The sequence below is a fragment of the Caballeronia sp. SL1002 genome, from assembly GCF_057814995.1.
Genome location: NZ_JBYMUW010000002.1, coordinates 2,650,763 through 2,665,486 on the forward strand (window position 1 = coordinate 2,650,763; position 14,724 = coordinate 2,665,486).

The window sequence follows — 14,724 nt, forward strand, 5'->3', positions numbered from 1 at the left end:
ATTCCAGCGTGCCGTCGCCGTGTATCGACGTGTGCCGGATGAATCCGGTCACGGGACTTTGCGAAGGCTGCCTGCGCACGATCGACGAAATCGCGAACTGGTCGTCGCTCGACGATACCCAAAAGCGCGCGGTGCTCGACGCGCTGCCGAGCCGAAAGGAGCCGCCGTGATCCGTCTTCCTGACAGCGTTCGAGTGTTCGAACGAGGCTGGCTGTCGTCGAACAACGTGCTGATGATCGACGACGAACGCGCCGCGCTGGTCGATTCCGGCTACGCGACGCACGCGCCGCAAACGCTCGCGCTCGTGCGACAGGCGCTGAAAACGCGGCCGCTCGACCTCATCGTGAATACGCACCTCCACTCCGATCACTGCGGCGGCAACGCGTCATTGCAGCAAGCCTACGCGTGCGAAACGCTCATCCCGGCAAGCGAAGCCGACGCCGTGCGCAACTGGGACGAAGACGCCCTCACCTTCCGCGCGACCGGCCAGCATTGCGACCGCTTCACGTTCACCGGCACGATCGCGCCCGGCGCGTCGCTCATGCTCGGCGGCCTCGACTGGAGCGTGCTCGGCGCGCCCGGCCACGACCCGCACTCGTTGATGCTCCATTGCGCCAGCGAGCGCGTGCTGATTTCCGCCGACGCACTGTGGGAGAACGGCTTCGGCGTGATTTTTCCGGAACTTGAAGGCGAAAGCGGCTTTGCGGAACAGCGCGCGGCGCTCGATCTGATCGCGACGCTGGATGTGCGCGTCGTGATTCCCGGACACGGCGCGCCTTTTAGCGATATCGATCGCGCGCTCGATGTCGCGTCGTCGCGGCTCGACTATCTGCGCGCCGATCCCGCGCGAAACGCCCGCAACGCGCTGAAGGTGCTGATCGTGTTCAAGCTGATGGAAACGCGCAGCATGAGCTTCGCCGCGCTGCTCGATATGGCGGACGCGGCGCGCTCGATGCGCGCGTCGGTAGACATGCTCGTGGGCGACGCCGGACGTGAAGCGCTGCTACGCGGAATTGTCGGCGATCTTGCGCGCAACGGCGCTTTGCGGGTCGAAGGCGACATGCTGACGGCGTCATGAGCGAACGCGCGAGCCATTTCTGAAAAAAAAGAAAGCCGCGTGGCCGATGGGCCAGGCGGCGGAATTGTCTCGACGTGATCAAGCGTCGAGTGCATCGTAACGCGCGAGTTTTCCGCCCGCATCGGTGCTTTCCCTACAGAATTTTAACGGTTAGCTGAACGCACGCTGAACGCCGGCGCGCGCTCGGGTTCACCGCTCCGTGGCCTCGAAAAACGACAATGCTTCGGCGAGCAACTCATCCGGCATCTCTTCTGGAATGTAATGCCCGCAATCGAGCGCCCGGCCGCTGACATCGCGCGCGACGCGCCGCCACTCGGCGAGCGCATCGAAACACCGCTCGATCACGCCCTCTCGGCCCCACAGCACACGCAGCGGACACGCCACCTTGTTGCCGCATTCGATATCTTCGCGATCGTGCTCCAGGTCGATCGTCGCCGCCGCGCGATAGTCCTCGCACATCGCGTGAATCGCGCCCGGTTGCGCGAGCGCGTCGCGATACGCCTGCATTGCATGCGGCGCGAACGGCGCGAGCCCCGCGTGACGCGAACCCATCACGCGCTCGATATACACATCCGGATGCGCGCCAATCAACGTCTCCGGCAGCGGCTCGGGTTGAATCAGAAAAAACCAGTGAAAGTAAGCGGTGGCGAACTCGCGATCGGTCGCCTCGTACATGGCGAGCGTCGGCGCGATATCGAGCAGCATCAAACGCTCGACAGCCGCCGGAAAATCGAGCGCCATCCGATGCGCGACGCGTGCGCCGCGATCGTGCGCGCAGACCAGAAAGCGCTCGAAACCGAAGTGGCGCATCACCGCGACCTGGTCCGCTGCCATCGCGCGCTTCGAATAGGGCGCGTGCTGCTCGTCGCTCGACGGCTTGGCCGACGCGCCGTAGCCGCGCAGATCCGTCGCGATCACGGTGAAATGTGCCGCGAGCGTCGCCGCACAACGATGCCAGATCTGGTGCGTTTGAGGATGCCCATGGAGCAGCAAAAGCGGCGGTCCGCTCCCGCCTTTTATCCCGAAAATATCGACGCCATCGGCATCGACGTGAAACGGCTGATAGTCCTCGAACGGCATGATGTCGTCTGGATCGTGGCAGGTGCGAATCATTGTAGGCGGCGTTTGCGACGTTTCGATGCTTGAATCAAGGGACTTTCGTAGAAACTGAACTCTTGTTCAGATCGGCAAAGCGGCACGGACGCGCGGCTTTCCCCTATAATAGAACGATCGTTCGCTAAAAAAACCCGCACGATTCCGCCATCGCCGCATTTCTCAAAAATGTCGCGGTGCGCGTGCCATAGAATTCAACCGACTCGCATTGAACGTATAAACAGGAGACCCGCGCCATGGCACTTCCCGCCGCTCTGCAACATCTTGCGCTGCCCGTCGTGGCTTCCCCGATGTTCATCGTCAGCTATCCCGAACTGGTTCTCGCGCAGTGCAAGGCGGGCATCGTCGGGTCGTTTCCGGCGCTTAACGCGCGGCCGGTCGAGTTGCTCGACGAATGGCTCACGCAAATCCAGGAATCGCTGGCGGCGCATCGCGCGGCGAATCCCAATGCCGTGATCGGTCCGATTGCCGTGAACCAGATCGTGCATCAGTCGAATGCGCGGCTCGAAGCGGACGTGCGCGTCTGCGTCGAACACAAGGTGCCGATTTTCATCACGAGCTTGCGCGCGCCGGTGAAGGAGATGATCGACGCGGTGCATAGCTACGGCGGGATCGTACTGCACGACGTCGTCAATATCCGGCATGCGCAAAAAGCGCTGGAAGCGGGCGTGGACGGGCTGATTCTGGTCGCGTCGGGCGCGGGCGGCCACGCGGGCACGCTCTCGCCGTTCGCGCTGGTGGGCGAAGTACGGCGCATGTTCGACGGCCCGATCGTGCTGTCCGGCGCGATCGCCAACGGCGGCTCGATTCTCGCGGCGCAGGCGATGGGCGCGGATCTCGCGTACATGGGCACGCGCTTCATCGCGACGCGCGAGGCGCACGCGCTCGAAAGCTACAAGAGCGCGATTGTCGATGCGAACGCGGCCGACATCATCTATACGAACCTGTTCACGGGTGTGCACGGCAATTACATCCGTCAGAGCATCGTGAACGCGGGCCTCGATCCCGAAGCGCTGCCCGAATCCGACAAGACGAAGATGAACTTCGGCGACGGATCGAGCAAGACGAAAGCGTGGAAGGATATCTGGGGCGCGGGCCAGGGCGTCGGCCTGATGGACGACGTGCCGAGCGTCGCGGAACTGGTCGCGCGGCTCAAGACCGAATACGACGACGCGAAGACGCGGCTCGGTATCCGCCACTGAGTTTTCCGCCACGCGACTTGTGCGCGCAAATAAAAACACCGCATTCCGGCGTCGCCTGAATGCGGTGTTTTTGCATGAGCCTTCGCGATGAAGGCTCGCTGCCGAACTTAGAACTTCGCGCGGATACCGACGCCGAACGTATCGCCCGTCGACATGCCCGTGTAGTGATCGTTCAGGTAGGCCGCGTAGACGTCCGTGCGCTTCGAGAGCGGGTAGTCGTAGCCGAGCGCCCAGCTTTGATGCGTCTGGTCGAGGCCGCCGTTGCTGCGCGAGTACGCGTACGACGCCATCACCGTGCCCGTGCCGAGCGGCACCGTCACGCCGCCCTGTGCCGTGTTCACGTGGAACGAACCGACTTCGATGTCGTTGTTCGTGTACATGTACTGGCCGAAGAACTTCACGTACTTCAGGTCGTAGGACACGCCGAGCTGCGCCGCGCTCTGGCTCTTGTAGCCCGCGACGAGCGAGCTCAGATCGCCCGGGTTGCTGTTGTAGTTGACGTACTGGTAGACGCCGGTCGCCGCAAACGGGCCGTGGAAATACAGGAACTGCGCGCTGTATTTCTTCGAGCGGCCGTCGCCCGCCTGGTTGCCGAAGCTGTACATCGCGCTGCCGGTCAGGCCGTTGAAGTCAGGCGTCGTGTACTGCACCGAGTTGTTCCAGCCCGAATCGCCGACGATACCCTGATCGGTCGTGTAGGTCGGGAACGTGCCCTGGCCGAGGAACACGTGGTACACCATCGGCGAGAACGTGTACGAATCGACGAACGGGTTGAACAGGATCGTCGAGACGAACAGTTGCGTCGTCAGACGGCCGGTCGTGAACGTACCGTAGGGCGACTGGATACCGACATACGAGTTACGGGCGAAGAACGTGTCGCCGGTGAAGCGGCCGGCCGCGCCGTTTTGCGCGCGGAAGAACGCTTCGAGCGCGAAGATCGCCTTGTAGCCGCCGCCGAGGTCTTCGGCGCCCTTCATGCCCCAGTAGGACGTCGACATGCCGCCGCCGCCCACGTTCCACGCGCGGTCGCTGCCCGGGAATTTCGTCGCGCCGACCCATTCGTCGACCTGCCCGTAGAGCTGAACGCTCGACTGCGCGTGAGCCGCCCCAGCGGTGAGCAAGCCGAACATGCCGGCGATGGCGGTGGCCTTGACCGATGCTTTTAGCGCACGGGTGACGGTTGGCTTCATGAACTCTCCTGTTCGTTTGTCAAAGTTAAAGCGTTGCGGGCAAGGGGCGTGACCTTGCCTCGTCGGACCGGCTGATCGTGCGTCCGCGTTGTTGGGCTTGTGTGGAGCGGGACCATCTTTACGGATCATTTTTCCGGTCAAAAATATATTTGGTTATTGCGGGTATAGCGATTTGAATAGTTTGCTTATGCGCCGATATGTTCACCGACCGTTATGTCTTCACTTCCACGCTAAGGCCGATACATGCCGTCGGGTCCAAAGCCACGGCGGGCCGGGGCGCGGCGGATATAACAATGAGAAACGATCGGGGGCGACAACGGATTCGAACGCAGGACGCATTGTCGTTGCGCGTAATAACGAGAGGAATTGTTATGGGCCTCTATCGCGCAAACTGTGGCGCGATTGCGTCAATGCGACAGCAGGTATAGACGTGGAAATTGTTTTTTGTCTCGGGGGCGGCGAGACGGGCAGTGCAGGTGCAGTTTTGCAATTTGCGGATGGAATGCTTTGGGCGTGATTCAACCGCGCGGGTTGCTTTAGTTGAGGCGGTGGGTTTGGGTGCTGCAGGCGGGGCTGGCGGGTGCTTCGGTTACGGAAGGCGGAGTTTGCGGGGGCTTCTGTTGCTAAAGGCGGAGTCGGCGGTCGCTTCAGTTGCGGAAAGTGAAGTTCGCGTTCGCTTCAGTTGCGGAAGCCGGTGTTGGCGGGTGCGCGCGCTTCGTCGGATTGGCGGCCAGGCGGTCGCGGTAATCCACGCTCTTCGTTGTAACGCGCGATGTCGGCACGAATGGAACCCGGACTGCGCATCTGAGCAGCCTGCTCTCCATGCGGCACGCCGCGAACTTCCGCACTCACCGGTGTGAGGCCATCCCGCGCTGAAACGGTGCCAACCACGCCATCGTGGCGCGTGGATTCGATAGGCGAATCTGCACTCCCCGCGTTTTCCGCCGTTCCGTTCGAGAACCAGACAGCGGTAGGCGGTCCGGCGAACGCGAACGTCGTCGACACCGTGATCGTTGCGATCGCGGCGGCGATAAACACTCGAGCAATTAAGGAAGAGCCAGTGCGCGCCATGTCGAAACTGCGAAGATCCGACGAATTTGGCTTGTATCGGCAGACAGTACCTGCCACAAGCGACTGGTTGCAGTCGGATGATTCGGGGTACTTCGCACCGACATGTCTGTCGGTCACGGTCGCCCGCCAACCAGTCTTTCGACAATTTATTGTGCGCGGCCCCGGCAGTCGAGCCAAAAAGTGTTATGCCCGACCTTCGGTTGTAACACCATGTTACGTCACGCTTTTTCGCTGTTTTGGCGATTGTTTAGGCGGCCGATTCGTGCGACGAAATGGGTTTGGCGGATAGGTCCGGATGTTGCATCAAACGCGCTCGATTCAGCCTGCGCGCGAAGCGATGCCCGAGCGCTAGAATCATGCCGAATAGGCATTAATCAATCACTTAAATGAATTTGCCTATTCAATTGTGTCCTGTGAAAATACTGGTTTTCCATGAGTTGATTTTTGCGATCGGACGGCAGTTAGCCGTCTTATGTGCGTCCGGCTCCCTGCAACGTCTGCTTTCATCAGTACGAGATTTCGATGGCTCGCCCCCGTTTCCTACCCGATAACTTCACGCTCGCCCTAGTCGGCACCGTGATTCTCGCCAGCCTGCTGCCCTGCCGTGGCGTCACAGCCGTGGCGTTCAACTGGCTGACCAATGTCGCGGTCGGGCTGCTGTTCTTCCTGCACGGCGCAAAGCTCTCGCGTGAAGCCGTAGTGTCGGGCGCGACACACTGGCGGCTGCATCTAGTCGTGTTGTTGAGCACGTTTGCGCTGTTTCCGCTGCTCGGCCTCGCGCTCAAGCCGATTCTCACCCCGCTCGTGACGCCGGCTTTGTACATGGGCATTCTGTTCCTCTGCACGCTGCCGTCCACGGTTCAATCGTCGATCGCGTTCACTTCGATGGGAAAGGGCAACGTACCTGCCGCCGTCTGCAGCGCGTCGGCGTCGAGCCTGCTCGGCATCTTCATCACCCCCGCACTCGTCGGCCTGGTGGTCAGCAATCACGGCGCGACGGCGGGGTCGGCGTGGCATACGGTCGGCAATATCGTGCTGCAATTGCTTGTACCGTTCATCGCGGGTCAAGTGCTGCGGCCGGTGATCGGCAACTGGCTGGACCGCAACCGTGCCATCCTGCGTTTCGTCGATCAGGGCTCGATCCTGCTCGTCGTCTACGTCGCGTTCAGCGAAGCCGTGAACGAAGGCATCTGGCACTCGATCTCCCTCTCGACGTTCGCGGGCCTCGTGTTCGCCAATGTCGTGCTGCTCGCGCTGGCGCTCACGGCGACCGCCTTTGCCGCCAAGCGGCTCGGATTCAGCCGCGCCGACCAGATCACCATCATTTTCTGCGGGTCGAAGAAAAGCCTCGCCTCCGGCATTCCGATGGCGAAAGTAATCTTCGCGTCGCACGCGGTGGGCGCGGTCGTGTTGCCGCTGATGCTGTTCCATCAGATCCAGTTGATGGTGTGCGCGGTCCTGGCCCAGCGCTGGGGTGCGCGCGACATGAGCGCCGAGCGCGCTCACAAACCCGCCAACGCCGCTCCGGCGCGTCATTGATTTCGTCATGAAGTCCGCGCGGCCCGCTAAACAGCGAGCCGCCCTCCCCGTTAGTTTTCCTGCAATTCAGGCCGCCCGGTGCGGCCTTTTTGCTATTTGAACCGCGCTACGAGCTCTCGTCTATTCGTCCATCCGGCATAAGCCAAACGCACGATTTCGCCGTCGGGAATCGCGCTGCGGCATGCCTGGCCGTCCTCCCGCACTTCCCTTGAGCCTTCGCCGACGAACGCATTGCGCCGATTCGCCTATGACTTTCGGCCGACTGGCGCCCGGGCATGTGGCTTGCCACACTTGACGCACCACTTAAGCGTTTCGGCACCAGGGAGAAAAGCATGCAGAGCGACATCGGCACGGCTGCGCGAGGGCTGACGCCATGAGCAATGGCGCACCGCCCGGCACGGCGGAACTCAAGGCCACGCTGCTGGAACTACGGTTTGAACAGGGATCGGCGGAAGACACGGCGCGCGCACTGCGCGTGCTGATTGACGCTCGGCTCGACCAAATACCGCTGCCGGCGAGCGGAAAAGGCGCTACGCGTGAACGCTGGCGAATACTCGCTGCCGTGGCCGCGCGCGATCTTGCGCTCGTCAAACTCTACGAAGGCCACACCGATGCGCTCGCGATCCTCGCGGAACTGAGCGGGCCATCGCCCGAAGCCGGGAGCGCGTGGGGCGTCTGGGCAGCGGAACCGCCGAACGCAAGGCTCGCGGCGTCGGAGACGAACGGCGACGGGCTCGTCCTGGACGGCGTAAAGGCGTGGTGCTCCGGCGCGGCGTCCGTCACTCACGCGCTCGTCACGGCGTGGAACGCGCGCAATGAACCGGTCCTGGCCGCCGTCGATCTGCGCCAATCAGGCGTGCGCGTCACGACCGAAGGCTGGATGGCAGTCGGCATGAACGCGAGTGCAAGCGTGGACGTCCACTTCGACCACGCCCGCGCAGTTCAAGTGGGCGGCCCTCGAGCCTATATCGAACGCGCGGGCTTCTGGCACGGCGGGGGCGGCATAGCGGCATGCTGGTTCGGCGCGGCGGCGGCTATCGGCGAGTTCGTGCGGCAGGAAACGCATCGCCGCTCCGATCCGTACAAGCTCGCGCACCTCGGCGCGATCGACACCGCGCTGTCCGGCACGGCCGCCTTGCTGCGTGAAACGGCGGACCGGTTCGATCGCGAACCGCGCGCCGATGCCATGCTGCCCGCGTTCCGCGCGCGGCTTGCCGCCGAGCAGGCGGCAGGCGTCGTCGTCGAACGTGCCGGACGCGCTCTCGGCGCCGCGCCGCTCTGTCGCAACCGCTATTTCGCCCGCCTGATGGCGGACCTGCCGGTCTTTATCCGGCAAAGCCACGCCGAGCGGGACGAAGCCGCGCTCGCTGAACGCATCGCCAACGAGGAAAGTGGCCAATGGGAACTGTAACCACCAACGCATCGGATCGCGCCATTCAAGGCGACGGCACGCCCGAAGCATCGTGGCAGGCGTGGGAGCGGCTTGCCGCGCTACCCGAAGTCGATCCAGCGGACCTCGTGCCGCCTCATTCCCGCGTGGTCGTCGTCGCTCCCCATCCCGATGACGAGATTCTCGGCACTGGCGGAATCCTCGCGCGGCTCTCGGCGCTCGGCCGCAAGGCATTGATCGTTGCGGTGACGGACGGGACGGCGAGTCACCCCGATTCGCTGGACTGGCCAGCCGCGCGGCTTGCCGACGTGCGTCCGCGGGAAACGCGCGACGCGCTGCAGCGCCTCAACATGCGCCACGTCGAAGTCACGCGGCTTGGATTGCCCGATGGCGGCGGCGCGGCGTCCGAGGCGATGCTCGTGGAACGGCTCGGTGCAGTTCTCAAACCCGGCGACGTGGTGTTCGGCACCTGGCGCTGCGACGGCCATCCGGATCACGAAGCGGTGGGCCGGGCGGCTGCGTCGGCGACCGATGCGCTCGATCTGACCTTTATCGAAGTACCGGTTTGGACGTGGCACTGGGCCTCGCCCGACGATGTCCGCGTACCGTGGAGCCGCGCCCGCCGGATCGCGCTCGACGAAACCACGCTCGCCCGCAAGCTCCACGCGGTCGCCGCGTTTCGCAGCCAGCTTGAACCGGATGCCACGACGGGCCGCGACGCGATCCTGCCGGCCCATGTAATCGCGCGGCTGACGCGTCCTTATGAAGTCGTGCTGATATGAACACGCCGCCGAATGCCGACGCCTACTTCGACGGCCTCTACAGCGCGAGCGACGACCCGTGGCTCTTGCGCGACCGCTGGTACGAAAGGCGCAAACGGGCGCTCACGCTCGCCGCGCTTCCCGACGAGCGTTACGAAAGCGCTTTCGAGCCGGGCTGCGCGAATGGCGAACTGACCGTCGAACTCGCAACCCGTTGCGACCGTGTCCTCGCCGCGGATCTCAACGCCGACGCCGTCGCCCTCACGGCGCGACGCGTCGCGCACCTTGAAAACGTCCGCGTGGAACAACGCGCTGTGCCTGACGACTGGCCGGACGGCGCGTTCGATTTGTTGGTGGTCAGCGAACTTGCCTATTATTTGAGCGAAGTACAGCTAGCGCGGATGTCCGATCGGATCATGGCCTCGCTCGCGCCCGGCGGGTGCGTGCTTGCGTGCCACTGGCGGCGACCGATCGACGGCTGGCCGCATTCCGGCGATCACGTCCACGCCCGCTTGCGCGAGCAATTGAAACTGCCGCATCTCTCGCACTATCAGGACGACGACATGGTGCTCGACGTGTGGTCGTCGAATGGAGCATCGGTGCATCAAAGGGAGGTGCGGTAGTCGGAGTGTTTAAGCTAGTTTACTAAACATAAATGAACCTTATCCATCATGCCTTTAATGGTTTTCTCCAAGCGCTGTCGGTAGCGGGGAGTCAAATTTTTACTATACAATCGCCGCATTGCGGATAACGCCTTCACGCGCTAAACGCGCGCTCCCGGCGAAAAACAAAAGCGGAGACACACAGCACTCGATGGCTACCACCATTCGCGATGTCGCTCGTGCGGCAAGCGTATCGATCGGCACCGTATCGCGGGCGCTCAAGAATCAGCCGGGCTTGTCCGAAGCGACGCGGGTTCGCGTCGTCGAAGTCGCGCGGCAGCTCGGCTACGATTCCGCGCAGTTGCGCACGCGCATCAGGCGCGTCACGTTCCTGCTGCATCGCCAGCACAATAATTTCGCGGTCAGCCCGTTTTTCTCGCACGTCCTGAACGGTTTCGAGGAAGCCTGCCGCGAACGCCGGCTCGTGCCGTCCGTGCTGACAGCCGGGCCGACCCACGACCTCGCGCAGCAGATGCGTCTTCACGCGCCCGACGCCGTGGCGGTCGCGGGCTTTATCGAGCCGGAATTGCTCGCGCATCTTCACGCGCTGAACCGGCCGACCGTGCTGATCGACTTGCACGCGCCCGGTTTCCGGTCGGTGAATATCGACAACCGGCGCGGCGCCGCGCTCGCCATGCAGCATCTGTTCGCGCAGGGACGCCGGCGCATCGCGTTTATCGGCGGATCGCTCGCGCATCACAGCATCGCGCAGCGCGCGCTCGGCTACCGGCACGCGTATTTCGAGGCGGGCCTGCTCTTCGATCCCACACTTGAAGTCACGATCCAGCCCGGCATCCCCGCCGATATCGCCGCCGCCGACGCCATGTCGCGCCTGATCTCGCAGGCTCGCGCGCAATCATTGCCGCTCCCCGACGCCGTTTTCGCCTATAACGATGCAGCGGCCCTCGCCGCGATGCGTGTCTGCACCGCGCAGGGCTTGCGGGTGCCGGAAGACATCGCGTTCGTCGGCTTCGACGACATCCCCGCCGCCGCGCAAAGTACGCCGCCGTTGTCCACCGTCACCGTGGACAAAGAGGCGCTCGGTCGGCGCGGGGTCGAATTGTTACTGGAAGAAGCGCTAAACGAACCCGAGATGACCGATACGCTCGTTCCCGTCAATTTCATTCCACGCGCAAGCTCAGGCCCGATTTCGACATGAATTCACTCGCCTCCCCAGCCGCCGTCGTAGAAGCGCAAGCGGACAACGACTTCCGCAGCCGCGACTTCCTGCTCGCGCACGTCCGCGACACGCTCGCGTTCTACGCGCCGGTCGCACGCGATTCGTCCGGCGGTTTTTTCCACTTTTTCAAGGACGACGGCGAGGTCTACGACCGCACGACCCGCCATCTCGTCAGCAGCACGCGTTTCGTCTTCAACTACGCGATGGCCTACCGCCATTTTGGCGATCAGTCGTATCAGGACGACGCGCGCCACGCGTTCGAATTCCTCCGCGACGCTCATTGGGACGCCGCGCTCGAAGGCTACGACTGGGAAATCGAGTGGCGCGACGGCGCGAAACGCACGCTCGACGGCACGCGTCACTGCTATGGCCTCGCGTTCGTTTTGCTCGCGTGCGCGCATGCGTCGATGGCAGGGATCGAGGAAGCCACGCCGATGATCGGCGAAACCTTCCAGTTGCTGGAACGCCGTTTCTGGGACGCCGACGCCGGTCTCTACGCCGACGAAGCCACGCCCGACTGGCAGTTGTCCGCGTATCGCGGCCAGAACGCGAACATGCACGCGACCGAGGCGCTCCTCGCCGCCTACGAGGCCACCGGCCAAGTGATCTATCTGGATCGCGCGGAGAAGATCGCCGGGAACATCACGCTGCGTCAGGCGAAATTGTCGAACGGGCTGGTGTGGGAGCACTTCACGCCGGATTGGTCGATCGACTGGCATTACAACGAATCCGATAGTTCCAACATCTTCCGTCCGTGGGGTTTCCAGCCCGGCCATCAGACGGAATGGGCCAAGCTCCTCTTGATTCTCGAACGTCATCGCGCGCTGCCGTGGCTCGCGCCGCGTGCCGTCGAACTCTTCGACGCCGCGTTCAACCGCGCGTGGGATAACCGCCACGGCGGCCTGTACTACGGCTTCGGCCCCGACGACACCATCTGCGACCACGACAAATATTTCTGGGTGCAGGCCGAGAGCTTCGCCGCCGCCGCGCTGCTCGGCGCGCGCACGGGCCGCGAGCGCTTCTGGGACTGCTACGACGAACTCTGGCGCTATAGCTGGGAACACTTTGTCGATCACCGATACGGCGCGTGGTTCCGCATTCTGACCTGCGACAACCGCAAATATGGCGACGAGAAAAGTCCCGCCGGCAAGACCGATTACCACACGATGGGCGCGTGCTACGAAGTGCTGAACGCACTGCCCGCCCCGCTAAACAGCATACGGTGACACTCATGGCAGCGTTTCCCCAATTCGTCTCGGCTGGCGACATCCTCACCGACCTGATCCGCACCGGCGCGTCCGAATGGCTGTCGCGGCCGGGCGGCGCCGGCTGGAACGTCGCGCGCGCGGTCGCCCGGCTCGGCCTGCCGACGGCGTGCGCGGGCTCGCTCGGCACCGACAATTTCTCCGATGAACTCTGGGACGCAAGCGTCGCGGGCGGTCTCGACATGCGTTTCATGCAGCGCGTCGAGCGTCCGCCGCTGCTCGCGATCGTCCACAAGACGCAGCCGCCGACCTATTACTTCATGGGCGAAAACGGCGCGGATCTCGCCTTCGATCCCACGCGGCTGCCCACCGGCTGGATGGACGAAGTGAAATGGGCGCATTTCGGCTGCATCAGCCTCGTGCGCCAGCCGCTCGGCGACACGCTCGCCGCACTCGCCGCGCAACTGCGCGAGCACGGCGTCAAGATCAGCTTCGACCCGAACTACCGCAACCTGATGGAACACGGCTACGAGCCGACGCTGCGCAAGATGGCTGCGCTCGCCGATCTCATCAAGGTGTCCGACGAAGATCTGCATCGGCTCTTTCCGGGCATCGAGGAAGCCGACGCGCTCGCCCGCATCCGCGCAATGAATCCGGAGGCCACGGTGCTCGTCACGCGCGGCGCGGACGAAGCGGCGCTGCATGTCGGCGAACGCGTGTGGAACGCGAAGCCGCCGCGTGTCGAGGTGGCGGATACGGTGGGCGCGGGCGACGCGTCGATCGGCGGATTGCTGTACAGCCTGATGACGCGCGAAGGCGACTGGGACACGCACTTGCGCTTCGCGCTCGCGGCGGGCGCGGCGGCCTGCCGTTTCTCCGGCGCGCATTCGCCGTCGCTTGAGGAAGTCGAGGAACTGCTGCGCTGAAACGACCGCGAACGCATCTGGCGAAAGCCTTACGCCGTCAGGCCTGGGCGCTTCGTCACACGCATGTGATTAACGCGTGCTAGCATGGTTTTCTGTCTTTGCCGGAGGGGAATCATGGCCGATACGACTGACACGACCTACACGAAGGGCATCTACACCGCGACTATCGGAATTCGCCCGAGCGGCGAAGGACAGTTCCAGGGCGTCGTTTCGCTCGATCGCAACGACGGCGAAGACACCGACGCCACGCTCTACGAAGTCGAAGCCACTTCGGCAAGCGAAGAGGAAGCGATGGAAGAAGCGCGCGCGCTCGCGCATCGCATCCTCGGCGAAATCGAACTGTAAAAGCCCGCCGGCGCCGCTGTCGAGCGTGCGCCGCCGCCAGCATCGATCGGAGCGCACCATGCCTGAACAGATCTTTCTCTACGGCGTCTATTCGATCCACGTCCGCTCGCTCGAATTGCAGGGCGCGCGCTGGGACGCGGAATACGAAATCCGTCACCTTGAAAAGCCGGTCCAGACCTGGACGACCGTCGGCGGCGACGGCGGGCTCGCCAGCGCGGCCGAGGCCATCGAACTAGCGCATCGGCGCGCGGTCGGGGATATCGAAGCTGGCGCGGGAATTCCAAAACCTCGCGTTTTTCCGTAAGCCAGCAAAACGCTTATTGTCTGATGCTGGCCGTCCCGGTCTGCGTCTTGAGCGCGGCTTTCTGCGCTTCGTGCTGGTCGATGGTCACGGCACGCTCATGCGCCTCGCGCGCCACCGCACGCGCGACATACGCTGACAACGCGCCCTCGTCCGGCACCAGCTTGGCCGTGAACGCGATCTGCAACGTGCTCGCGACCAGAATATCGGCGGCGGTGAACTGGTCGCCGAGCAGCCACGGGCCGTCGGAGAGCGCCGCTTCAATCGCGTGCTCCACGCGCCCGAGATCGCCCCAGCCGAACGACACGGTGTTGCTCGGCGCGCCCGTAATGCGCTCGGCCATCGCGGGTTCGAGACACGCGCCGGTGAAAAACATCCATTGCAGGAAGCGGCCGCGCCGCGCATCGTCGAGCGGTACGCCGAGCCCGGCTTCCGGAAATTTATCGGCGAGATAGAGCAGCACCGCGCCCGATTCCGCGACGCACACGCCGTCATCGTCGAGCGCGGGCAGCTTCGACATCGGATTCACGCGGCAAAACTCCGGCGCATTCTGATCGCCCGCCCGGATGTTCACGTAGGCGAACTCGTACGGCGCGCGCAATTCTTCCAGCATCCACAGTGCACGAAAGGCGCGGGTTTTCGGCCAGTAATAGAGCTTCATCGGTTATTTCCCGGCGGGTTGACGAACCCCCAGCGTAGTACGAACGGGCGCGTTTCTAGGCGCGGGTTAACCACAACGGCGCGATATTCCACTCAAACCA

General features: G+C 63.6%; 16 protein-coding genes. 12 read left to right on the forward strand and 4 right to left on the reverse strand.

The genetic code is table 11. The features are described from left to right. Positions 1–38 precede the first annotated feature (38 nt). A complete protein-coding gene (locus AC3D25_RS14730; protein ID WP_488889706.1) occupies positions 39–170 on the forward strand; it encodes a DUF1289 domain-containing protein in 132 nt (43 codons plus the stop codon). After that, entirely contained in the window at positions 167–1,078 is a 912-nt protein-coding gene (locus AC3D25_RS14735; protein ID WP_488889102.1) for an MBL fold metallo-hydrolase, read from the forward strand. Before AC3D25_RS14730 ends, AC3D25_RS14735 begins: the two co-directional genes overlap by 4 nt. Before the next feature lie 189 nt (positions 1,079–1,267). Here the strand turns inward: AC3D25_RS14735 and AC3D25_RS14740 are convergent, their stop codons facing one another. Next, positions 1,268–2,158: an alpha/beta fold hydrolase gene (locus AC3D25_RS14740; protein ID WP_488889707.1), complete on the reverse strand. Its 891-nt coding sequence runs from the start codon at positions 2,156–2,158 to the stop codon at positions 1,268–1,270. A gap of 269 nt (positions 2,159–2,427) precedes the next feature. Between AC3D25_RS14740 and AC3D25_RS14745 the strand changes: the two genes are divergently transcribed. Continuing rightward, a complete protein-coding gene (locus tag AC3D25_RS14745; protein ID WP_488889103.1) occupies positions 2,428–3,393 on the forward strand; it encodes an NAD(P)H-dependent flavin oxidoreductase in 966 nt (321 codons plus the stop codon). A gap of 107 nt (positions 3,394–3,500) precedes the next feature. Here AC3D25_RS14745 and AC3D25_RS14750 read toward each other — a convergent pair whose 3' ends face one another. Beyond that, the gene (locus AC3D25_RS14750; RefSeq protein ID WP_488889104.1) at positions 3,501–4,583 is read right to left on the reverse strand and encodes a porin; all 1,083 of its coding nucleotides are present in this window, start codon (positions 4,581–4,583) and stop codon (positions 3,501–3,503) included. Positions 4,584–5,261: 678 nt separating this feature from the next. Further along, entirely contained in the window at positions 5,262–5,771 is a 510-nt protein-coding gene (locus AC3D25_RS14755; protein WP_488889105.1) for a hypothetical protein, read from the reverse strand. 405 nt (positions 5,772–6,176) lie between these two features. Here AC3D25_RS14755 and AC3D25_RS14760 point away from each other — a divergent pair, with 405 nt between their 5' ends. From AC3D25_RS14760 to AC3D25_RS14800, 9 genes are all read left to right on the forward strand, one after another. Continuing rightward, the gene (locus tag AC3D25_RS14760; RefSeq protein WP_488889106.1) at positions 6,177–7,193 is read left to right on the forward strand and encodes a bile acid:sodium symporter family protein; all 1,017 of its coding nucleotides are present in this window, start codon (positions 6,177–6,179) and stop codon (positions 7,191–7,193) included. Positions 7,194–7,566: 373 nt separating this feature from the next. Beyond that, entirely contained in the window at positions 7,567–8,604 is a 1,038-nt protein-coding gene (locus AC3D25_RS14765) for an acyl-CoA dehydrogenase family protein (RefSeq protein ID WP_488889107.1), read from the forward strand. Next, positions 8,592–9,365, forward strand: coding sequence for a PIG-L deacetylase family protein (locus AC3D25_RS14770; protein ID WP_488889108.1), 774 nt, complete (start codon positions 8,592–8,594; stop codon positions 9,363–9,365). The genes AC3D25_RS14765 and AC3D25_RS14770 overlap by 13 nt, the downstream gene beginning before the upstream one ends. Continuing rightward, positions 9,362–9,967 (forward strand): class I SAM-dependent DNA methyltransferase, encoded by a 606-nt coding sequence (locus AC3D25_RS14775; protein WP_488889109.1) that lies wholly within the window; start codon positions 9,362–9,364, stop codon positions 9,965–9,967. The genes AC3D25_RS14770 and AC3D25_RS14775 overlap by 4 nt, the downstream gene beginning before the upstream one ends. 190 nt (positions 9,968–10,157) lie before the next feature. Beyond that, complete coding sequence (locus tag AC3D25_RS14780; RefSeq protein WP_488889110.1) at positions 10,158–11,165, forward strand: LacI family DNA-binding transcriptional regulator; 1,008 nt, start codon at positions 10,158–10,160, stop codon at positions 11,163–11,165. Beyond that, complete coding sequence (locus AC3D25_RS14785) at positions 11,162–12,412, forward strand: AGE family epimerase/isomerase (protein WP_488889111.1); 1,251 nt, start codon at positions 11,162–11,164, stop codon at positions 12,410–12,412. The genes AC3D25_RS14780 and AC3D25_RS14785 overlap by 4 nt, the downstream gene beginning before the upstream one ends. A gap of 5 nt (positions 12,413–12,417) precedes the next feature. Next, a complete protein-coding gene (locus AC3D25_RS14790; RefSeq protein ID WP_488889112.1) occupies positions 12,418–13,317 on the forward strand; it encodes a carbohydrate kinase family protein in 900 nt (299 codons plus the stop codon). A gap of 114 nt (positions 13,318–13,431) precedes the next feature. Then, on the forward strand, positions 13,432–13,662 hold the full coding sequence (locus AC3D25_RS14795) for a hypothetical protein (protein WP_488889113.1): 231 nt from the start codon (positions 13,432–13,434) through the stop codon (positions 13,660–13,662). Positions 13,663–13,720: 58 nt separating this feature from the next. Further along, positions 13,721–13,966 carry a hypothetical protein gene (locus AC3D25_RS14800; RefSeq protein WP_488889114.1) on the forward strand — a complete coding sequence of 82 codons (246 nt, stop codon included), beginning with the start codon at positions 13,721–13,723 and terminating at the stop codon, positions 13,964–13,966. A 13-nt stretch (positions 13,967–13,979) separates the two neighbouring features. Here AC3D25_RS14800 and AC3D25_RS14805 read toward each other — a convergent pair whose 3' ends face one another. After that, the gene (locus AC3D25_RS14805) at positions 13,980–14,624 is read right to left on the reverse strand and encodes a glutathione S-transferase family protein (RefSeq protein ID WP_488889115.1); all 645 of its coding nucleotides are present in this window, start codon (positions 14,622–14,624) and stop codon (positions 13,980–13,982) included. Positions 14,625–14,724: the final 100 nt, after the last annotated feature.

Coding starts and splice junctions, on each gene's coding strand:
- AC3D25_RS14730 (WP_488889706.1), top strand. CDS start 39: ATGAATCCGGTCACGGGACTTTGCGAAGGCTGCCTGCGCACGATCGAC.
- AC3D25_RS14740 (WP_488889707.1), bottom strand. CDS start 2,158: ATGCCGTTCGAGGACTATCAGCCGTTTCACGTCGATGCCGATGGCGTC.
- AC3D25_RS14745 (WP_488889103.1), top strand. CDS start 2,428: ATGGCACTTCCCGCCGCTCTGCAACATCTTGCGCTGCCCGTCGTGGCT.
- AC3D25_RS14750 (WP_488889104.1), bottom strand. CDS start 4,583: ATGAAGCCAACCGTCACCCGTGCGCTAAAAGCATCGGTCAAGGCCACC.
- AC3D25_RS14760 (WP_488889106.1), top strand. CDS start 6,177: ATGGCTCGCCCCCGTTTCCTACCCGATAACTTCACGCTCGCCCTAGTC.
- AC3D25_RS14765 (WP_488889107.1), top strand. CDS start 7,567: ATGAGCAATGGCGCACCGCCCGGCACGGCGGAACTCAAGGCCACGCTG.
- AC3D25_RS14770 (WP_488889108.1), top strand. CDS start 8,592: ATGGGAACTGTAACCACCAACGCATCGGATCGCGCCATTCAAGGCGAC.
- AC3D25_RS14775 (WP_488889109.1), top strand. CDS start 9,362: ATGAACACGCCGCCGAATGCCGACGCCTACTTCGACGGCCTCTACAGC.
- AC3D25_RS14780 (WP_488889110.1), top strand. CDS start 10,158: ATGGCTACCACCATTCGCGATGTCGCTCGTGCGGCAAGCGTATCGATC.
- AC3D25_RS14785 (WP_488889111.1), top strand. CDS start 11,162: ATGAATTCACTCGCCTCCCCAGCCGCCGTCGTAGAAGCGCAAGCGGAC.
- AC3D25_RS14790 (WP_488889112.1), top strand. CDS start 12,418: ATGGCAGCGTTTCCCCAATTCGTCTCGGCTGGCGACATCCTCACCGAC.
- AC3D25_RS14795 (WP_488889113.1), top strand. CDS start 13,432: ATGGCCGATACGACTGACACGACCTACACGAAGGGCATCTACACCGCG.
- AC3D25_RS14800 (WP_488889114.1), top strand. CDS start 13,721: ATGCCTGAACAGATCTTTCTCTACGGCGTCTATTCGATCCACGTCCGC.
- AC3D25_RS14805 (WP_488889115.1), bottom strand. CDS start 14,624: ATGAAGCTCTATTACTGGCCGAAAACCCGCGCCTTTCGTGCACTGTGG.